The 15,369-nt window shown below is 69.3% G+C and carries 9 protein-coding genes; 6 read left to right on the plus strand and 3 right to left on the minus strand.

From position 1 onward, the window contains the following. Positions 1 to 10 precede the first annotated feature (10 nt). Together leuS and AC069H_RS01910 are read right to left on the minus strand one after the other, a co-directional pair. Complete coding sequence (leuS, locus tag AC069H_RS01905; protein ID WP_478231045.1) at positions 11 to 2,857, minus strand: leucine--tRNA ligase; 2,847 nt, start codon at positions 2,855 to 2,857, stop codon at positions 11 to 13. 170 nt (positions 2,858 to 3,027) lie between these two features. Continuing rightward, a complete protein-coding gene (locus AC069H_RS01910; RefSeq protein WP_478231402.1) occupies positions 3,028 to 4,125 on the minus strand; it encodes an esterase-like activity of phytase family protein in 1,098 nt (365 codons plus the stop codon). 134 nt (positions 4,126 to 4,259) lie between these two features. Here AC069H_RS01910 and AC069H_RS01915 point away from each other — a divergent pair, with 134 nt between their 5' ends. Next, positions 4,260 to 4,682, plus strand: coding sequence for an SdpI family protein (locus AC069H_RS01915; protein WP_478231046.1), 423 nt, complete (start codon positions 4,260 to 4,262; stop codon positions 4,680 to 4,682). On the opposite strand, the gene AC069H_RS01920 is transcribed toward AC069H_RS01915, so the two are convergent. After that, positions 4,679 to 5,260, minus strand: a complete 582-nt coding sequence (locus AC069H_RS01920; protein ID WP_478231047.1) for a YqgE/AlgH family protein — start codon at positions 5,258 to 5,260, stop codon at positions 4,679 to 4,681. The two genes, AC069H_RS01915 and AC069H_RS01920, sit on opposite strands and share 4 nt — an antisense overlap. 208 nt (positions 5,261 to 5,468) lie before the next feature. Here AC069H_RS01920 and AC069H_RS01925 point away from each other — a divergent pair, with 208 nt between their 5' ends. Genes AC069H_RS01925 through AC069H_RS01945 form a run of 5 tightly spaced genes read left to right on the plus strand, consistent with a single transcriptional unit; the run spans position 5,469 to position 15,368 of the window. Then, the gene (locus AC069H_RS01925) at positions 5,469 to 6,776 is read left to right on the plus strand and encodes an MFS transporter (protein WP_478231048.1); all 1,308 of its coding nucleotides are present in this window, start codon (positions 5,469 to 5,471) and stop codon (positions 6,774 to 6,776) included. Positions 6,777 to 6,831: 55 nt separating this feature from the next. Continuing rightward, a complete protein-coding gene (locus AC069H_RS01930; RefSeq protein WP_378435314.1) occupies positions 6,832 to 7,449 on the plus strand; it encodes a YbaB/EbfC family nucleoid-associated protein in 618 nt (205 codons plus the stop codon). Then, positions 7,449 to 7,778: a WXG100 family type VII secretion target gene (locus AC069H_RS01935; protein WP_340685748.1), complete on the plus strand. Its 330-nt coding sequence runs from the start codon at positions 7,449 to 7,451 to the stop codon at positions 7,776 to 7,778. The genes AC069H_RS01930 and AC069H_RS01935 overlap by 1 nt, the downstream gene beginning before the upstream one ends. A gap of 10 nt (positions 7,779 to 7,788) precedes the next feature. Next, on the plus strand, positions 7,789 to 14,925 hold the full coding sequence (locus AC069H_RS01940; RefSeq protein ID WP_478231403.1) for a WXG100-like domain-containing protein: 7,137 nt from the start codon (positions 7,789 to 7,791) through the stop codon (positions 14,923 to 14,925). Then, positions 14,922 to 15,368, plus strand: a complete 447-nt coding sequence (locus AC069H_RS01945) for a hypothetical protein (protein ID WP_478223934.1) — start codon at positions 14,922 to 14,924, stop codon at positions 15,366 to 15,368. The genes AC069H_RS01940 and AC069H_RS01945 overlap by 4 nt, the downstream gene beginning before the upstream one ends. Position 15,369: the final 1 nt, after the last annotated feature.

Here is a 15,369-nt window from a genome sequence, read left to right on the forward strand (position 1 = left end):
GGCCACGGCGCTACAGCACGATGTTGACCAACCGTCCGGGCACGACGATCACCTTGCGCGGCGTGCCGTCGCCGACCAGCGCGGCGACCTTCTCGTCGGCCAGCGCGGCCGCCTGCACGGCGTCCTTGCCCGCGTCGGCGGGCACGGTGACCCGCGAGCGCACCTTGCCGTTGACCTGGATCGGGTACTCCACGGAGTCCTCGACCAGGTACTTCTCGTCGACGACCGGGAACGGCCCGTGCACCAGGGAATCCGCGTGGCCCAGCCGCTTCCACAGCTCCTCGGCCAGGTGCGGGGCCAGCGGCGCCAGCATCAGCACCAGCGGCTCCACCAGTTCCCGCGGCGTGGCCTCGGCCGAGCCGTAGGTCTTGGTGACGTAGTTGTTCAGCTCGATCAGCTTCGCGCCGGCCGTGTTGAACCGCATTTCCGCGTAGTCCTCGCGGACTCCGGCGATCGCCTTGTGCAGCTGCTTGCGATCCTCGTCCGTGGCGTCCACAGTGGACACACGCAGTTCGCCGGTCTCCTCGTTGACGACCAGCCGCCACAGCCGCTGCAGGAACCGTTGCGCGCCGACGACGTCCTTGGTCGCCCACGGCCGCGAGACGTCCAGCGGGCCCATCGACATCTCGTAGAAGCGGAAGGTGTCGGCGCCGTAGTCGGTCGACATCTGGTCAGGCGTCACGACATTCTTCAGGCTCTTGCCCATCTTGCCGTATTCCTGCTTGACCTCTTCGTCGCCGAAGAAGAACTTGCCGTCCCGCTCCTCGACCTGGTCGGCCTGGACGTAGACGCCGCGTGCGTCCGTGTAGGCGTAGGCCTGGACGTAGCCCTGGTTGAACAGTTTCCGGTACGGCTCCTGGGACGACACGTGGCCCAGGTCGAACAGCACCTTGTGCCAGAACCGCGAGTACAGCAGGTGCAGCACCGCGTGCTCGACACCACCGACGTACAGGTCCGTGCCGCCGGGGTCGTCGACGCCGTGTTCGGCGGGACGAGGGCCGACCCAGTAGGACTCGTTCTCCGGCGCGACGAACACGTCCGGGTTGGTCGGGTCCAGGTACCGCAGCTGGTACCAGCAGGAGCCCGCCCAGTTCGGCATGGTGTTGATGTCGCGGCGGTAGGTCTTCTTGCCCTGACCCAGATCCAGCTCGACCTCGACCCAGTCGGTCGCGCGCGCCAGTGGCGAGGACGGCGTGCTGTCCCGGTCCTCCGGGTCGAAGGTCACCGGCGAGTAGTCGGCGACCTCGGGCAGCTCGACCGGCAGCATGCTGTCCGGCAGCGGGTGGACCTGGCCGTCCTCGTCGTAGACGACCGGGAACGGCTCGCCCCAGTAGCGCTGGCGCGAGAACAGCCAGTCGCGCAGCTTGTACTGAACGGTGCCGCGACCGTGGCCGTGCTCCTCCAGCCAGCCGATCATCGTCTTCTTGGCCTCGTCGACGCCCATGCCGTCCAAGAACCCCGAATTGATAGCGGGCCCGTCGCCGGTGAACGCCTTGCCGTCGAAGCCGTCCGTCGGCTGGACGGTGCGGATGATCTCCAGGCCGAACTTCTCGGCGAACTCCCAGTCGCGAGTGTCCTGGCCGGGGACGGCCATGATCGCGCCGGTGCCGTAGCCCATCAGGACGTAGTCGGCGACGAAGACCGGGATGTCCTTGCCGTCGGCCGGGTTCACCGCGTAGGAGCCGGTGAAGACGCCGGTCTTCTCCTTGTTCTCCTGACGGTCCAATTCGGACTTCCGCGCCGCCGCCGCACGGTAGGCGGCGATAGCTTCGGCGGGCGTCGCCGCGTCACCGGTCCAGCGGGCGTCGACGCCTTCCGGCCAGGTGGCGGCGGTCAGCTCGTCGACCAGCGGGTGCTCGGGCGCGACCACCAGATACGTGGCGCCGAACAGGGTGTCGGGGCGGGTGGTGAAGACCTCGATCTTCCGCTCGCCCGCCTCGAACGACACACGCGCGCCGTGCGAGCGGCCGATCCAGTTGCGCTGCATGGACTTGACCTTCTCGGGCCAGTCCAGCAGGTCCAGGTCGTCGACCAGGCGGTCGGCGTAGGCGGTGATCCGCATCATCCACTGACGCAGGTTGCGGCGGAAGACCGGGAAGTTGCCGCGCTCACTGCGCCCGTCGGAGGTGACCTCTTCGTTCGACAGCACCGTGCCCAGGCCGGGGCACCAGTTCACCGGTGCCTCGGACAGGTAGACCAGGCGATGCGAGTCGATGATCTTCAGCTGCTCGGCGCGGGTCAGCTCGCACCAGTTGCGGCCGTCCGGCGTACGTCGCTTGTCCTGCGCGTACTCGGTCTCCAGCGCGACGATCGGCCGGGCCTTGCCCGCCTTCTCGTCGTACCAGGAGTTGTAGATCTGCAGGAAGATCCACTGGGTCCACTTGTAGTAGTCCGGATCGATCGTCGAGATCCGGCGACGCTCGTCGTGACCCAGGCCCAGGCGCCGGATCTGGCGCAGGTAGGTCTCCATGTTCTCTTCGGTCGTCTTGCGCGGGTGCTGCCCCGTCTGCACCGCGTACTGCTCGGCGGGCAGGCCGAACGCGTCGAAGCCCATCGTGTGCAGCACGTTGCGGCCGATCATGCGGTGATACCGCGCGAAGACGTCGGTCGCGATGAAGCCCAGCGGGTGCCCGACGTGCAGGCCGGCGCCCGACGGGTACGGGAACATGTCCTGGACGAACAGCTTGTCCGACGGGACCTCCCCGCTCTCGTCCGCGAGCGGGCCCACCGGGTTCGGTGCGTGGTAGGTGCCGTGGTCGGACCAGTAGTCCTGCCAGCGCTGCTCGATCTGGCCCGCCAGCTCCGCGGTGTAGCGGTGCTGAGGTGCCGAGTCGGCGTCTTCGCTCGCCTGGTTCATCGCCGAAATCCTCCGTGCTCATCCACGTCAAGCCACTCCAGAAACAACTCGACCCCTCAGCCCGGAGGGCATGAGGGGTCGCCGCGCTGGTCCCGGCCGTGGGGCCGAGTTCAGCGCGGCAGGCTAAGGAGCAGCCGAGCCGTGTTCATGGGTCCAGTTTAACGCGCTGGTCAAAGCCGTTCCGCGGGGACCGCCAGAGCGATGAACTGGGTCACCTGTGTCGCGGAGAAGTTGTTGTCACTGACCAGCACCAGACTGCGCTCGCCGTTCGGGAGCCGCGGCCCCCAGGTCATCCCCTCGACGTTGTCCACAGTGGACAGCTTGAAGTCCGCGAGGTCCGCCAGCAGGCGCTTCTTGACCGGCTTGACCTTCTTCGCGTCGGCCAGTGAGGGCGTCTTGAGGATGTTCGTGGCGCCCTTGGTGTCGATCTCGTAGATGCGGACCTTGTTGCCGACGCCGGTGACGAACGAACGCTCCATCACCAGGTAGCGGGTCGGATCGGCCTGGTCGACGGCCAGCAGTGACGAGATACCCGTGGTCGCGAACGCGCCGGGCGGGTTCGGCGACGCGAAGACCTTCTCCTGCGGGTACGCGTACTGCGCGAGGACCGGTCCGAACCGCGACTGCACGGTGATGCGCGAAAGGGCGCCCGATGTGGTGTTCGCCTCCGGGCCGTCCTGCAGCAGCGGGCCCTCGGCCGAGCTGGCGAGCAACGACCCGAAGCCCGCGTACGTGAGGCCTTCGAGAGCGAGGTTCTGCCGCGGTCCCGTCGTCTCGGTCATCTTCTCGTTGGCGGGGATCGGCAGGTCACGGACGTAGGAGCCGTCGCGCTCCGCCTCGCGGATCGACGGGTCGATCCGCGCCGCCGCCGACCGCTCGCCCTCCTGGGACCAGACGTAACGGCCGGTCCAGGGGTCGACACGCAGTTCTTCGGGGTCGATGGTCTGCATTTTCGGCGGCTGCGCGGGGTCGTTCTTGGCGAGCGGCGGGTACGGCGTGCCGTCGGGACGCAGGAGCGGCTTGGTACCGGTGAAGGTGACCGGGCCGAGCCCCTTGGCGTCGAGGGAGAACTTCGCCGTGTAGAACCGCGCGGGGTTGAGGGCCGAGCGGTCGTCGCAGATCAGCGCGTACTCGCCGGTGCGGGGGTCGAAATCGATACTGGACAGGCCGCCGACGACGGTGCCTTCGTAGGGCAGGGCGTTCGGGACGATCTGTTCCCCGATCAGGCGAAGCGGACGGTGACCCGCTTCGGCGGCGGGTGCGGCCATCAGGGTGAGGGGAACGGCCCCGATCAGGGCGATGGCGATACTCCGCCATTTCAAGATGTGGCTGGACATGGCCTGCAGCACAGTCGATCAGGGTATCCGGCAGGTTGCCGGGACGTCACGCTTATCCTCGTGGAGTGTTCGTCATAGCGCTGGTCCCGATCGTGCTGGGTGTCCTCGTCGGCTGGGGTGGGTTCCTCGGCCTGCGCGAGAAGCTGCCGCGTGACCGCGGCGCCGGCGTGCGCACCACCGCCACGATGCGCAGTGAGGAGGCCTTCCGGCTCGGCAACAAGGTCGCCGGGGTCCCGACGCTGGCCGGCGGCGTGATCGCCGTGCTCGCGGGGATCGCCGCGCTGGTCATGCCGACGACGTTCGGGCTGCTGCTCGCCTCGTTCGTGGGCGTGATCGGGATGATCGCGCTGGTCGCGGCCGGGGGAGTGCTCGGCAACCGCGCGGCCGCGACGGTGCCGGAGCCCGAGCCGGAGCGGCCCGCCGGATGCAGTGGCTGCGCCTGCGGCACCTGCGGCGTCTTCAAGAAGGCCGACACCGCCACCGCCTAGTTCAGCTGAAGATCTCCCGGGTGGGTGGCCAGCAGCGCCAGCGGAATGCCCTGACGCCGCAGCACCTGACCCCACAGGTCGTGGTGCGGCGAAGCGAGGACGTCGCTGGGCAGCGCCGGGACGATCACCCAGTCGTCGCGTTCGATCTCGTTCGCCAGCTGGCCGGAGTCCCAGCCCGCGTATCCGGCGAAGACCCGCACACCGCGGACCTTCGGCACCAGGATCTCGGGATCGGTGTCGAGGTCGACGAGCGCGACCGGGCCGCGGACGGCGATCACGCCGGGCACGCTGGCCGCCGTCTCACCGGTCCGCAGCGCGGCCAGGCACAACGCCGTCTTCTTCTCCACCGGACCGCCGACGAACACCGACTGCGGTTCGGCGACGTGCCCGCCCCAGCTGGGCAGCACGTCGTACACCGGGACGTCACTCGGCCGGTTGAGCACGACGCCCAGCGTTCCCTCGTCCCGGTGATCGATGACGAACACGACGGTCCGCCGGAAATTCGGATCGAACATCGTGGGGGCGGCGACCAGGAGCGTTCCCGGTTCGACCTCGGCGTCCGCTGGCACGTCCGCCATGATCCCACTTCGGGCGGAGACAAATCGTCCGGCTCTGGGAACAACAGCATCACGAGCACCGTTGGACACAACGGTCGGTGCGCTTTCCGTGTCCCCCGGGCTCACTGAAGAACCGCCTTTGTGGAATACCGTCCGGCTGGAGCCACACTGCGCATAGCCGCCGAGAGGCGACCTCAAAGCGCATCGGCCACCTTTATAGGCTGGCGCCGTGACGACCACCGCCACGGCGCCCACCAGGGCGTACGTTCGCGACCGTGACTTCCGCCGTCTGCTGTACACGCGGTTCTCCGCGCACTGGGGCAACGGCATGTACCAGGCCGGACTGGCCGGCGCCGTCCTCTTCAACCCCGAACGCGCCGCCGACGCGCTGGCCATGGCGGGCGGGTTCGCGGCGTTGCTGCTGCCCTATTCGCTCGTCGGCCCGTTCGCGGGTGCGCTGCTCGACCGTTGGGACCGCCGGAAGGTCCTGATCTTCGCGAGCCTTCTGCGGTCCTTCACCATCCTCGCGACGGCCGTCGCCGTGGGCACGGGAGCGGCCGGGATGGGGCTGTTCTCCCTGGCCCTGGCGTCCGAAGGCATCTCGCGGTTCATCGGCTCGGGGCTGTCTGCGTCGCTTCCGCACGTCGTCGAAGAGAAGTCCGTGGTCGCCGCGAACGCGTTCGCCGCGACCTGGGGTTCGGTGCTCGCCGTGGTCGGCGGTGGCTGCGCGATCGGCCTCCGGGCGCTGACCGGCGCCGACGACGCCGGCTCCGCGTGGGTCACCGCCGCGGCCGCGCTGGGTGGGATCGGCGCCGCCGTCCTGGCCTCGGGGTTCGCGCGCGGGCTGCTCGGGCCGTCGACGGTCGACGAGCCTTCGAACCCGGCACTCGCCGTCGCGCGCGGCCTGGCGGACGGTGCGAAGGCGGCCTGGCGGACGCCCAGCGTGACGGCGGGATTCGTCGCGCTGTTCGCCCATCGCGCGGCGTACGGGATCTCACTGCTGGTGACCGTGCTGCTGATGCGCAACCACTTCACCGACGCGGGCATCTTCCGTGCCGGCATGGCGGGGCTGGGCCAGATGGCGGCGTTCGCCGGCGCGGGGATCCTGCTCGCCGGGCTGCTGACCGCCCGGCTGCTCCGGCGGCTGGGCAGGGTCCGTGTCGTGGTGGTGGCGCTGGTGCTGGCGGCGGTCGCGCAGCTCGCGCTCGGACTGCCGATGGTGGTCCCGGCCGCGTTGCTCGCGGCGTTCCTGGTCACGGGTGCCGGGCAAGTGCTGAAACTCTGTGTCGATTCCTCGGTCCAGCTCGACGTCGCCGACGAAGCGAGAGGGCGGGTCTTCGCGCTCTACGACACGCTTTTCAACATCACCCAGGTCGCCGCCGTCTCCCTGGCCGCGACGGTGATCCCGGACGACGGCCGTTCGCCGGGACTCCTGATCACGGCGGCCGTCCTCTACCTCGTGGGCGCCGCCGGATACCTGCTCGCGGCGCGAAAAGGGAGAACTGCTGATAAGGCTCCGCCCTTGGCATTAGGGTGACGCCTACCGACACCGGGTGGCGTATGCCCGGGATCAAGCACTCGCGGGGGCTCCAGTGACGACGGCCGGCGACGACAGCGCACGCCTCGAAGCGCGCAATGCCGCCATGAAGGATCAGGTCGACACGCTGCTCGAACAGTTCGAGCGGCAGACGGCCCAGCTCCGGGACGCGCAGGAAGCCGCTTCGCAGACGTCGGCGACGGTGGTCTCGCAGGACGGCCTCGTCCGCGCCACCATCGACGCGACCGGCACGCTCGCCAAGCTGGAGATCCAGCCGAACGCCTTCGAGCGCACCAACCCCGCGCAGCTGGCCAACACCGTGCTGACGCTGGTCCGTCAGGGATCGCTGCAGGTCAAGCAGCAGGTCGCCGACCTGATGGCCCCGATCACCGAAGGGCTGCCGGACCTGTCGGACCTCATCGAAGGCGCGCCTTCACTCCAGGGGCTGATGCCGGCGATCCCCGACTTCCTCGCGGAAGAGGAGGAGACGGCCGCGCCCGCGAAGTCCGACGAAGACTTCGACGCCCCGCTGATGATCAAGGACGACGCCCCGCCGCCTCCTCCGCCCGCCCCTCCCGCGCCGCCGACGCCGAAACCGGTTCCGAAACGGGTGCGTCAGCAGGACGACGATGAGGAAGAGCCGCCCTCGAGCTGGCTGACCAGGGGGGTCTGATGCCGAACGGTGGGGGTGGAGCCGGGTTCACCGCGGATCCGGAAGCGGTGAAGACGGCCGCGGCCAAACTGGGGATCGCGGCGGACCAGCTGGACGAAGCGGGCAAGGAACTGCTGGCCGCGATGAACTCACTGGGCCAGTGCTGGGGCAACGACGACGCGGGCAAGGAGTTCGCGAAGGACTACGAGCCCGGCGCGCAGGGATCGTCCGAAGGGTTCGCGAACGTCGTCGAGGCGCTGCGGGGCATGCAGCACAACGTCGAACGGTCGATGACCGCGTTCACGAACGCCGAGGAAGAGATCAAGTCGACGCTGGACAAGAAGGTCTAGCGCCGTGGGTATGGAGATGCCCGACGCGGTCAAGTGGCTCTTGCCGATCGTCGTCGGGGAGAGCTGGCCCGAAGGCGACGAGGACAAGCTTCGCGAACTGCGCGACGCCTGGCACAACGCTTCGAAGGCGATTCAGCCGATCGCCGACACCGCGACCAAGGGCGCCACCGAGGTCCTGGGCGGCTGGAGCGGACAGGGCGCGGAGAAGTTCGCCGAGGCCTGGAAGAAGTTCGTCGAGGGCGACGAGGCGTACTTCAAGTCGCTGGCCGATTCCTCGAAGGCACTCGGCGACTCGTGCAATGCGACCGCGCTGGACGTCGAGTACACGAAGTACATGATCATCATCTCGCTGGTGATCCTGGCCGCGCAGATCGTCGCGATGATCGCGGCCGCGGCGGTGACCTTCGGTGGGTCGACGGCGGGAATCGCGCCGGCGCAGATCGCCACCCGCATGACCGTCCAGATGATCTTCCGGCAGCTGATGCAGAAGCTCGCGCAGGAAGGCTTCAAAAAGGTCGCGAAGGAACTCCTGGAGAAGCTTCTCAAGGAGGGCCTGAAGAAGATCGGCAAGGAGGTCCTGCAGAACACGGCGATGAACCTCGCCATGGACGCGGGCATCCAGGGCCTCCAGATGGCCAAGGGCGACCGCGAGAGCTGGGACTTCAGCAAGACCAAGGATTCCGCGATCAGCGGCGCCGTCGACGGCGTGGTCGGCGCGGGCAGCAGCAGCATCGGCAAGGGCGCCACGAAGGGACTTTCCGACAGCGTCGGCGGCCAGATCGTCGACAGTGCGGCGCGCGGTGCCGTGCGCGGCGCGGCCGAAGGGGTCGCCAGCACGGTCGGGCAGGCCGCCGTCACCGGTGACCTGGACAAGCTTTCGGCCAAGGACGTCCTGATGGGCGCTTCCGGTGGAGCGGTCGGCGGTGGTGTCGACGGGGCGAAGAGCCAGATCGGCGACATCAAGGCCGCGAACACGCCAGGCGCCTCGGCGGGCGACGGTCCTTCCACGCCGGATGTGGACACCGGGGATTCCGGGACGCCTTCGCGTACTTCGGGGTCTTCGGACTCGGGCTCTTCGTCGGAGTCGCGCTCTTCGTCGGACTCCGGCTCCTCGGACTCGGGCACTTCGTCGGACTCGCGTTCCTCCTCGGACTCCGGCTCTTCGGACTCGGGCACTTCATCGGAGTCGCGCTCTTCTTCGGATTCCGGTCCCTCTTCGCGGTCGGACTCTTCCTCGGATCCGGCACCTCGGTCCACTTCGGACAGTCAAGCGGCTTCGAGCCGCGGTTCGGACGGCTCCGCTGATCCGCAGCCGCGCTCCGAGAGCGGTCCACAGCGGACGGCGGACAGCGACCGGGTCAGCCAGTCCTCGACGCAGGCCCCGGAACGTCCGGCCGACGCCCCGGCGAACACCGGTGACGGTCAGCGTCCGGCGCAGACCCACCAGAACGCGCCGGCGGCCGCCGCCGACAACGGATCCGGTCAGCAGCAGCAGGCCGCGGCGGGTAATCAGCAGCAGGCACCCGCCGCCCAGTCGCAGGCGCCGGCACAGACACCCGCGGCGAGCCCTGCGCCGAGCCCGTCACAGGGACCCGCGTCCAGTCCGGCGCCGAGCCCGTCTCACAATCCTTCGCAGTCCAGCGCGATGCCGCCCGCTGCTTCCTCTTCGACAGGTGCGCCGTCGAGCTCGGGCGGGTACGGCATGGCGTCGAACCCGGGTTCGAGTTCGCCCGCTCCGTCGGGTGGGTACGGCATGGCGCCGGGCGGCAACCCGCCCGGCAACGGGCCTGCCCCCGGCGGTTTCCCGCCGCCGGGGCACGATCCGTCCCGGCCAGTCCGGCCGAACGACGGCGTCCAGGCCGCGGGTTTCTCGGGCAACGGCGGACCGCAGCAGCCGCGTTTCGACCAGCCGCCCGCCCCGATGCCCTTCCAGGGCCAGCAGCCGATGCAGCCGCCGCCTCCGGGTGGTTTCGCGCCGCCTCCGCCACCGCCTCCCGGTGGTGGTGGCCCCATGCCGCCGCGAGGACCGCAGGGGCAGCCCGGTCCGATGGGCCCGCGTCAGCCGCAGCAGCATCCCGGTCAGGGTGGATATCCGCAGGACCGCGGGCCGCGTCAGCGTCCTCAGCAACCGCCGCAGCCCCCTGGTCCGCAGGGTCCGCCTCGGCCGCCCCAGGGGTATCAGGGCAGGCCCGGACCTGGTCCGGGCCCGAACGGCGGGGTCCCGCCGCGTCCGCAGACGCCTCCGCCCGGTCCGCCTCCCGGCAACCGCGGTCCGGCGGGCTATCCGCCGCCGCCGCCGCGGCCCCAGCATCCGGGCAACGGCCCGTTCCCCGGCAACCGCGGCCCCATGCCGCCGCCTCCGCCCGGTCACCAGCCCGGCCGGCCGGGGCCGGGGCATCCGGGACAGCAGCCCGGCAGGCCGATGCCGCCCGGCGCCGAGCCGCCGCGCTTCGGTGGTCCGCAGCGTCCGCCGCAGGTCCCGGGACCGCGCCCGGGCCACGACGGGAACGCGGGTCCCCAGCAGCCGCAGCGTCCGCAGCAGCAGTCTCCGGTGCGGCCGGTGGAGCACGCGCCGCAGCAGGCACCTCAGGACCGCGGCGGGAACGACCTGCCCAAGGACACCGAGCTTCCGAAGGACGTCGAGGCTCCCAAGGACACGAACGTCCCGAAGGACACCGAGCTCCCCAAGGACACCGAGGCGCCGAAGGACGCCGACGCTCCGAAGGACACCGAGGCGCCCCAGGACGTCACTCCCGACGACAGGACCACGGTCGACGAGCCGTACCTGACGGATCCGAAGTTCCACACGGACGATCCCGCCGCGTACCGCGCGCTCGCCGAGACGCAGATCGACAAGCGCGGTTTCGACAAGGACACCGGGGAAGCGCGGAGCGAACAGGTCCGCCGCGAAGGTCTCGCCAAACGCGACGCCCACGAAGATCCGCGCGTCAAGCAGATGTCGGATCAGGGTGCCTACGCGGTGCACAGCTACACGCGCACCGACATGGCCGAGCGGATCACGCACGCCCAGCGGCACGGCGGCGCGGAGCTGGAAGCGCTCCGTCCGCACATCGAGGCGATCACCTCCGGCCTCAACGAGATGCCCGCCTACGAGGGTCTCGTCTCGCGGCGGGTGAACTTCAACGGCAACGAGAGCGCGATCCGGGCCTTCCTCGAAGCGCACGCCAAGGGCCAGGTCATCGTCGACCCGCAGATGCTGAGCACGTCGCGGGTCACCCCCGAACATCCGCACAGCAACTTCCCCGGCGAAGTCGAGATGCGCATCCAGTCGAAGACCGGACGCCATATCGAAGACCTCGCCTCGAAGAAGGAAGAACGCGAAGTCCTGATGAAGTCGGCGACGCAGCTGCGCGTCACCGACATCAAGATGGGCCCGGGGCATCCCGAGCACCCGCACTACAAGAAGCGTCTCGACGACGGATCGCCCAACGATCTGCCGAAGTGGATCGTCGAATGCGAGGAGGTCGTCGCCGGTGACGACGGCCATCTGACGACGGACCAGGTCCAGCAGAAGGTCGCCGAACGGCGCGACTACAACAACGCCGTGCAGGAGCGGCTGGCGCAGGAAGCGGCCGAGCAAGAGGCGCAGCTGCGCCGCGATCACCCGGAGCTGTTCCAGGGCCAGGGCCTCGCGGGGCTCGAAACCAAGCTGGCCGACGGCAAGGGCGGCTGGATCGACGCCACCGACGCCCCGGTCCGGGACGCCCCCGAGCCGCCGAAGGAGCACGCTCCCGACGGTGGCTGGTCCGAGCTGGCGAAGCCGCTCGAAGAGGGCGGGACGCCGGTCATCCACGCCGGTTCGACCGAGACGCCGCACCAGCAGGTCCGGCTGGTCATGGACGAGATCCCCGCGATCGGCGAGGCCAACACGCGCAACTACTACGCGCCCGAGTCGTGGAAGGACGGCTACCAGACGAACTCGGCCGAGGCGCTGGTCGCGTTCGAAGACCGGATGAACGGCGGCGACTCGGTCGCCGCGCCGTCGACCGGCGGTTCACCGCTGCAGCACGTCAGTGACCGGCTCGGCGGGCAGTGGTCTGATCGGAACGGTTTCGCCGACGTCGCCCGTGAGCTGGGCGAACGTCCGGTCGGCGCGCGGACCGCGGTGGCGTTCGAGCATCACGCCGCCGCCGATCCGAACGCGCCGGAGGGCTCGCCGCGGTCCAAGGACCGGATCGAGACCCGGATCGTCGCCGCGGTGAACACGCCGCACGGCGTGGTCTTCGCCGACCCGATGACCGGGCGGCTCGCGACGCTGCCCGACGATCCGACGTCGATCAAGGCGATGCCGATGGGCGGCGGCGATGCCCCGCACACGCCGGAAACGCCGCACACCGACAGGTCCGCCGACTCCGAAACCCCCGTCCAGGAACAGGCGCCCAAGACCGAACTCGACATCGCCGAACGCCTCAAGGGCCCGGAAGAAACCCCGACGCGAGTCGACGAGAGCTACCTCTCCGACGAGAACTTCCGTGGCACGCCGGAGGATCACAAGACCCTCCGTGACCGTTACGACAGCGCCGAACTCGCCGAACAGGCTCGCGAGAAGGCGCTCAAGCGGCTCGAAGCCAGCCCGCTGAAGGACCGCGTCTCGCCTGAGGCCGCCGAAGCGATCTACTCGTACTCGCGCGAACACGCGTACGCGATCAACGACGCGAACCGCCGGGGCGAGTCGCACCCCGACTTCGAGAACGCCCAGCGCAGCACCAGGGCGATCGTCGGCGCGCTCAACGAGCTGCCGGACTTCCACGGCGAGGCCATCCGCGGCATCGACACCAAGGGTGACATGCAGGCCGCCGCGATCATGGCGGCGCACTACGAACCCGGCCAGACCGTCCCCGAGCCGACGATGACCAGCTCGACCATCAAGACTTCGCCGGACACGAAGTCGAAGTTCGGCGAAGACGTCGAGATCCACATCGTCTCGAAGACGGGCAAGGACGTCTCGTCGCTCGCCGAAAACCCGCGCGAGAACGAGGCCATCAACAAGCCGGCCACGCAGCTTTACGTGCACAGCAAGGAGTTCAAGACTCCGCCGCTGGTCGACCGGCCGAAGTGGGTCATCCACGCCGAAGAGGTCACTCCCGGCGACCCGCGCTACCTCGACCCCGAGACCGCCAAGCAGAAGATGGACGAACGGCGGGCCCGGCACGCCGCGGAGGCGCCGGAACTCGCGCGTCTGGCCCAGGCGCAGTCGATGGCGCGCCTCGGCGGCTTCGACGAGCCGCAGACTCCGCACTTCTCCACGGAGAACCCGGCGGACCACGGCGTCACGGACGTCGAAAAGGGACCCGAGTACGGCGACCAGCCCGCTCAGGACCACTCGGCCACCGACGACACGCTCGAACTGCCTGCCCCCGAGCGGGACTACTCGTCGCTGGCGGTCGCTACGAACCCGCCGAGCGAACCGGCGATCCACGCCGGTTCCGCGAGCCCCGCGCAGCAGGCCGCGTACATCGCCGACCGGCACCCGCGGCTCGGCGAGGTCAACCCGCATTTCAACGACCCCGACGCGCTCGCGAACGGCTACCGCTCCAACTGCACCCGCACGCCGGGCGCGTACATGGACCGGCTGAACGGCATCGACTCGACCGCCGATCCGCTGCTCGTCCACGAGATGGACAGCCGCGGCACGCTGGAACACGTCGAAGAGCGGTTCGGCGGGGAGTTCTCCGATCGCGCCGACTACGACACCGTCATCCGCGAGATGCGGGGGATGCCGACCGATCACCACGCGGTCGTCGCCGTGAAGTACCTCGACGAGAACGGCGTCGAGCGAGGGCACGTCGCGATGGTGGCGAATACGCGGGACGGCGTCGCGTTCATCGACCCGCAGTCCGGCGCGCTGATGAACCTGCCGCAGCCGCCGCTGGGCGTGAAGCTGATGCACGTCGGCGTCCCGGAAGGCCCGGCCGCTCAGCCCGTCGACCCGCGGATCGCGTTCGCCAGGGATGACACGCCCGACGTGCCGCCGTCGAGGATCGGGCCGGACGGCCGTCCGATCGTGACGCCGCCACACGACGCGGGCTACGGCATGGCCCACGACGAGCAGCCTCCGGGCGACCGGGCCGATGGCGAGCGGTTCCTGAACGATCCCGAGGTCGCGGCCGCGGTGGACGGGCTGGACCCGGACAAGAAGCGGGCCGTCCACGAGGACGAAAACGGGGTCAAGCACGACGTCGGGCCGATGCGGGACTTCATCCGCGAACATCTGCCCGCGCATCCGGAACTCGTCCGGCTGATGGAGCATCCGGACAACGCGTACCTGCGGGCTTCGCTGCTGAACAACCCGATGACCATCGGCAGCCTGCTGCTGCACCCGGAGGCCATCCCGATCCTCGAAGACGCCCTGCGTGACGTCGAGGAACGCGGCTACCAGATGATCGACGACGTCCGTGAGGACGGTCCCGGCGACACTCCGCTGACCCAGGAGCAGCGGGACCTCGCGAACGCGGCGGCGGATATCGCCGCCGACGTGGAGCCCGGCGATCAGTACCACGCCGGCTTCGATCGCGCGGACAAGGGCGATCCCGGGAAGATCCAGGAGTTCCTGGACGCCGAGCGGGCGGCGTGGCCGCGGAACCAGGGCGACCTCAACCGGATCGCCGAACGGATCGCGGAGGAGAACAACGGCGACGCGTCGGGCAGGCCCGGTCCGAAGGACGACGACCGCGCGAAGGCGAAGATCGCGGGTTACGACGGTGACGCGTCGAAACTGACCGACCTGGTGGGCGTGAAGATCCAGTTCGACACGCTGGCCGACGTCTACAACGCGCTGAACGCGGTGATGGACGATCCGGACCTCCGGATCGTCAGCTTCGACGACCGGTTCGCGAATCCGCAGGACAGCGGGTACCGCGATCTGCAGATGAACGTCCGGCTGCCGAACGGGCACGTCGCCGAACTGCGGCTGCACCTGAAGCACATCGACACCGTGTCGGCCTACGAGCACGCCTTGTACGAGGTCCGCCGCGACTTCCCGACGTACAACCGGACACTGGACGAGAACAACAAGAAGCGGTTGTCCCCGGAACAGGCCCTGCTGGAAGCCGCGTTGATGGACCGGGTCCGGGAGAAGTTCATGGCCGGTCTCCGCAAGGGCCTGCCTCCTGAGGAGAACACGTGATCCAGACGCCGTCCTTCTACACGTACTTCGGGAAGACCTACCGCGTCGAGTCGACCCCCGACGGGGGCCTGACCGGTTTCCTCCTCAACCTGAGCACCGGCGAGTTCGACGAAAAGCCGGAGCACGTGCGTGAGGTCATGTGGGCGATGGCGAGTTCGGACATCAGCAAGGTGTCCGAAGAGAAGTTCGTCCAGGAGACCGAGCGCGCCCGTGCGTACGAGCTCAAGGGCGGCGGACCGATCTTCGCGCTCTACGAGACCATCGACGGCCTGTACGCGCAGGCCAAGCGCGAAAACCGTCGCGTGGAACCGCAGGAATCGGCCTTGATCAAGTCGCTGCGCGAACGCACCTTCAAGATGTGGGAGGACGAGCTGGCCCGCCGCGCCGCCGGTGAGCCGCCGTCGTTCCGGGCGGAACCACGTTTCCCGAACCGGGCGCGATGAT

This window comes from Amycolatopsis sp. NPDC043887 (genome assembly GCF_056435665.1).

Excerpts from the sequence above, each read along its gene's own strand:
- leuS (WP_478231045.1), bottom strand. The coding sequence starts at position 2,857 with ATGAACCAGGCGAGCGAAGACGCCGACTCGGCACCTCAGCACCGCTAC.
- AC069H_RS01910 (WP_478231402.1), bottom strand. The coding sequence starts at position 4,125 with ATGGCCGCACCCGCCGCCGAAGCGGGTCACCGTCCGCTTCGCCTGATC.
- AC069H_RS01920 (WP_478231047.1), bottom strand. The coding sequence starts at position 5,260 with ATGGCGGACGTGCCAGCGGACGCCGAGGTCGAACCGGGAACGCTCCTG.
- AC069H_RS01935 (WP_340685748.1), top strand. The coding sequence starts at position 7,449 with ATGCCGAACGGTGGGGGTGGAGCCGGGTTCACCGCGGATCCGGAAGCG.
- AC069H_RS01940 (WP_478231403.1), top strand. The coding sequence starts at position 7,789 with ATGGAGATGCCCGACGCGGTCAAGTGGCTCTTGCCGATCGTCGTCGGG.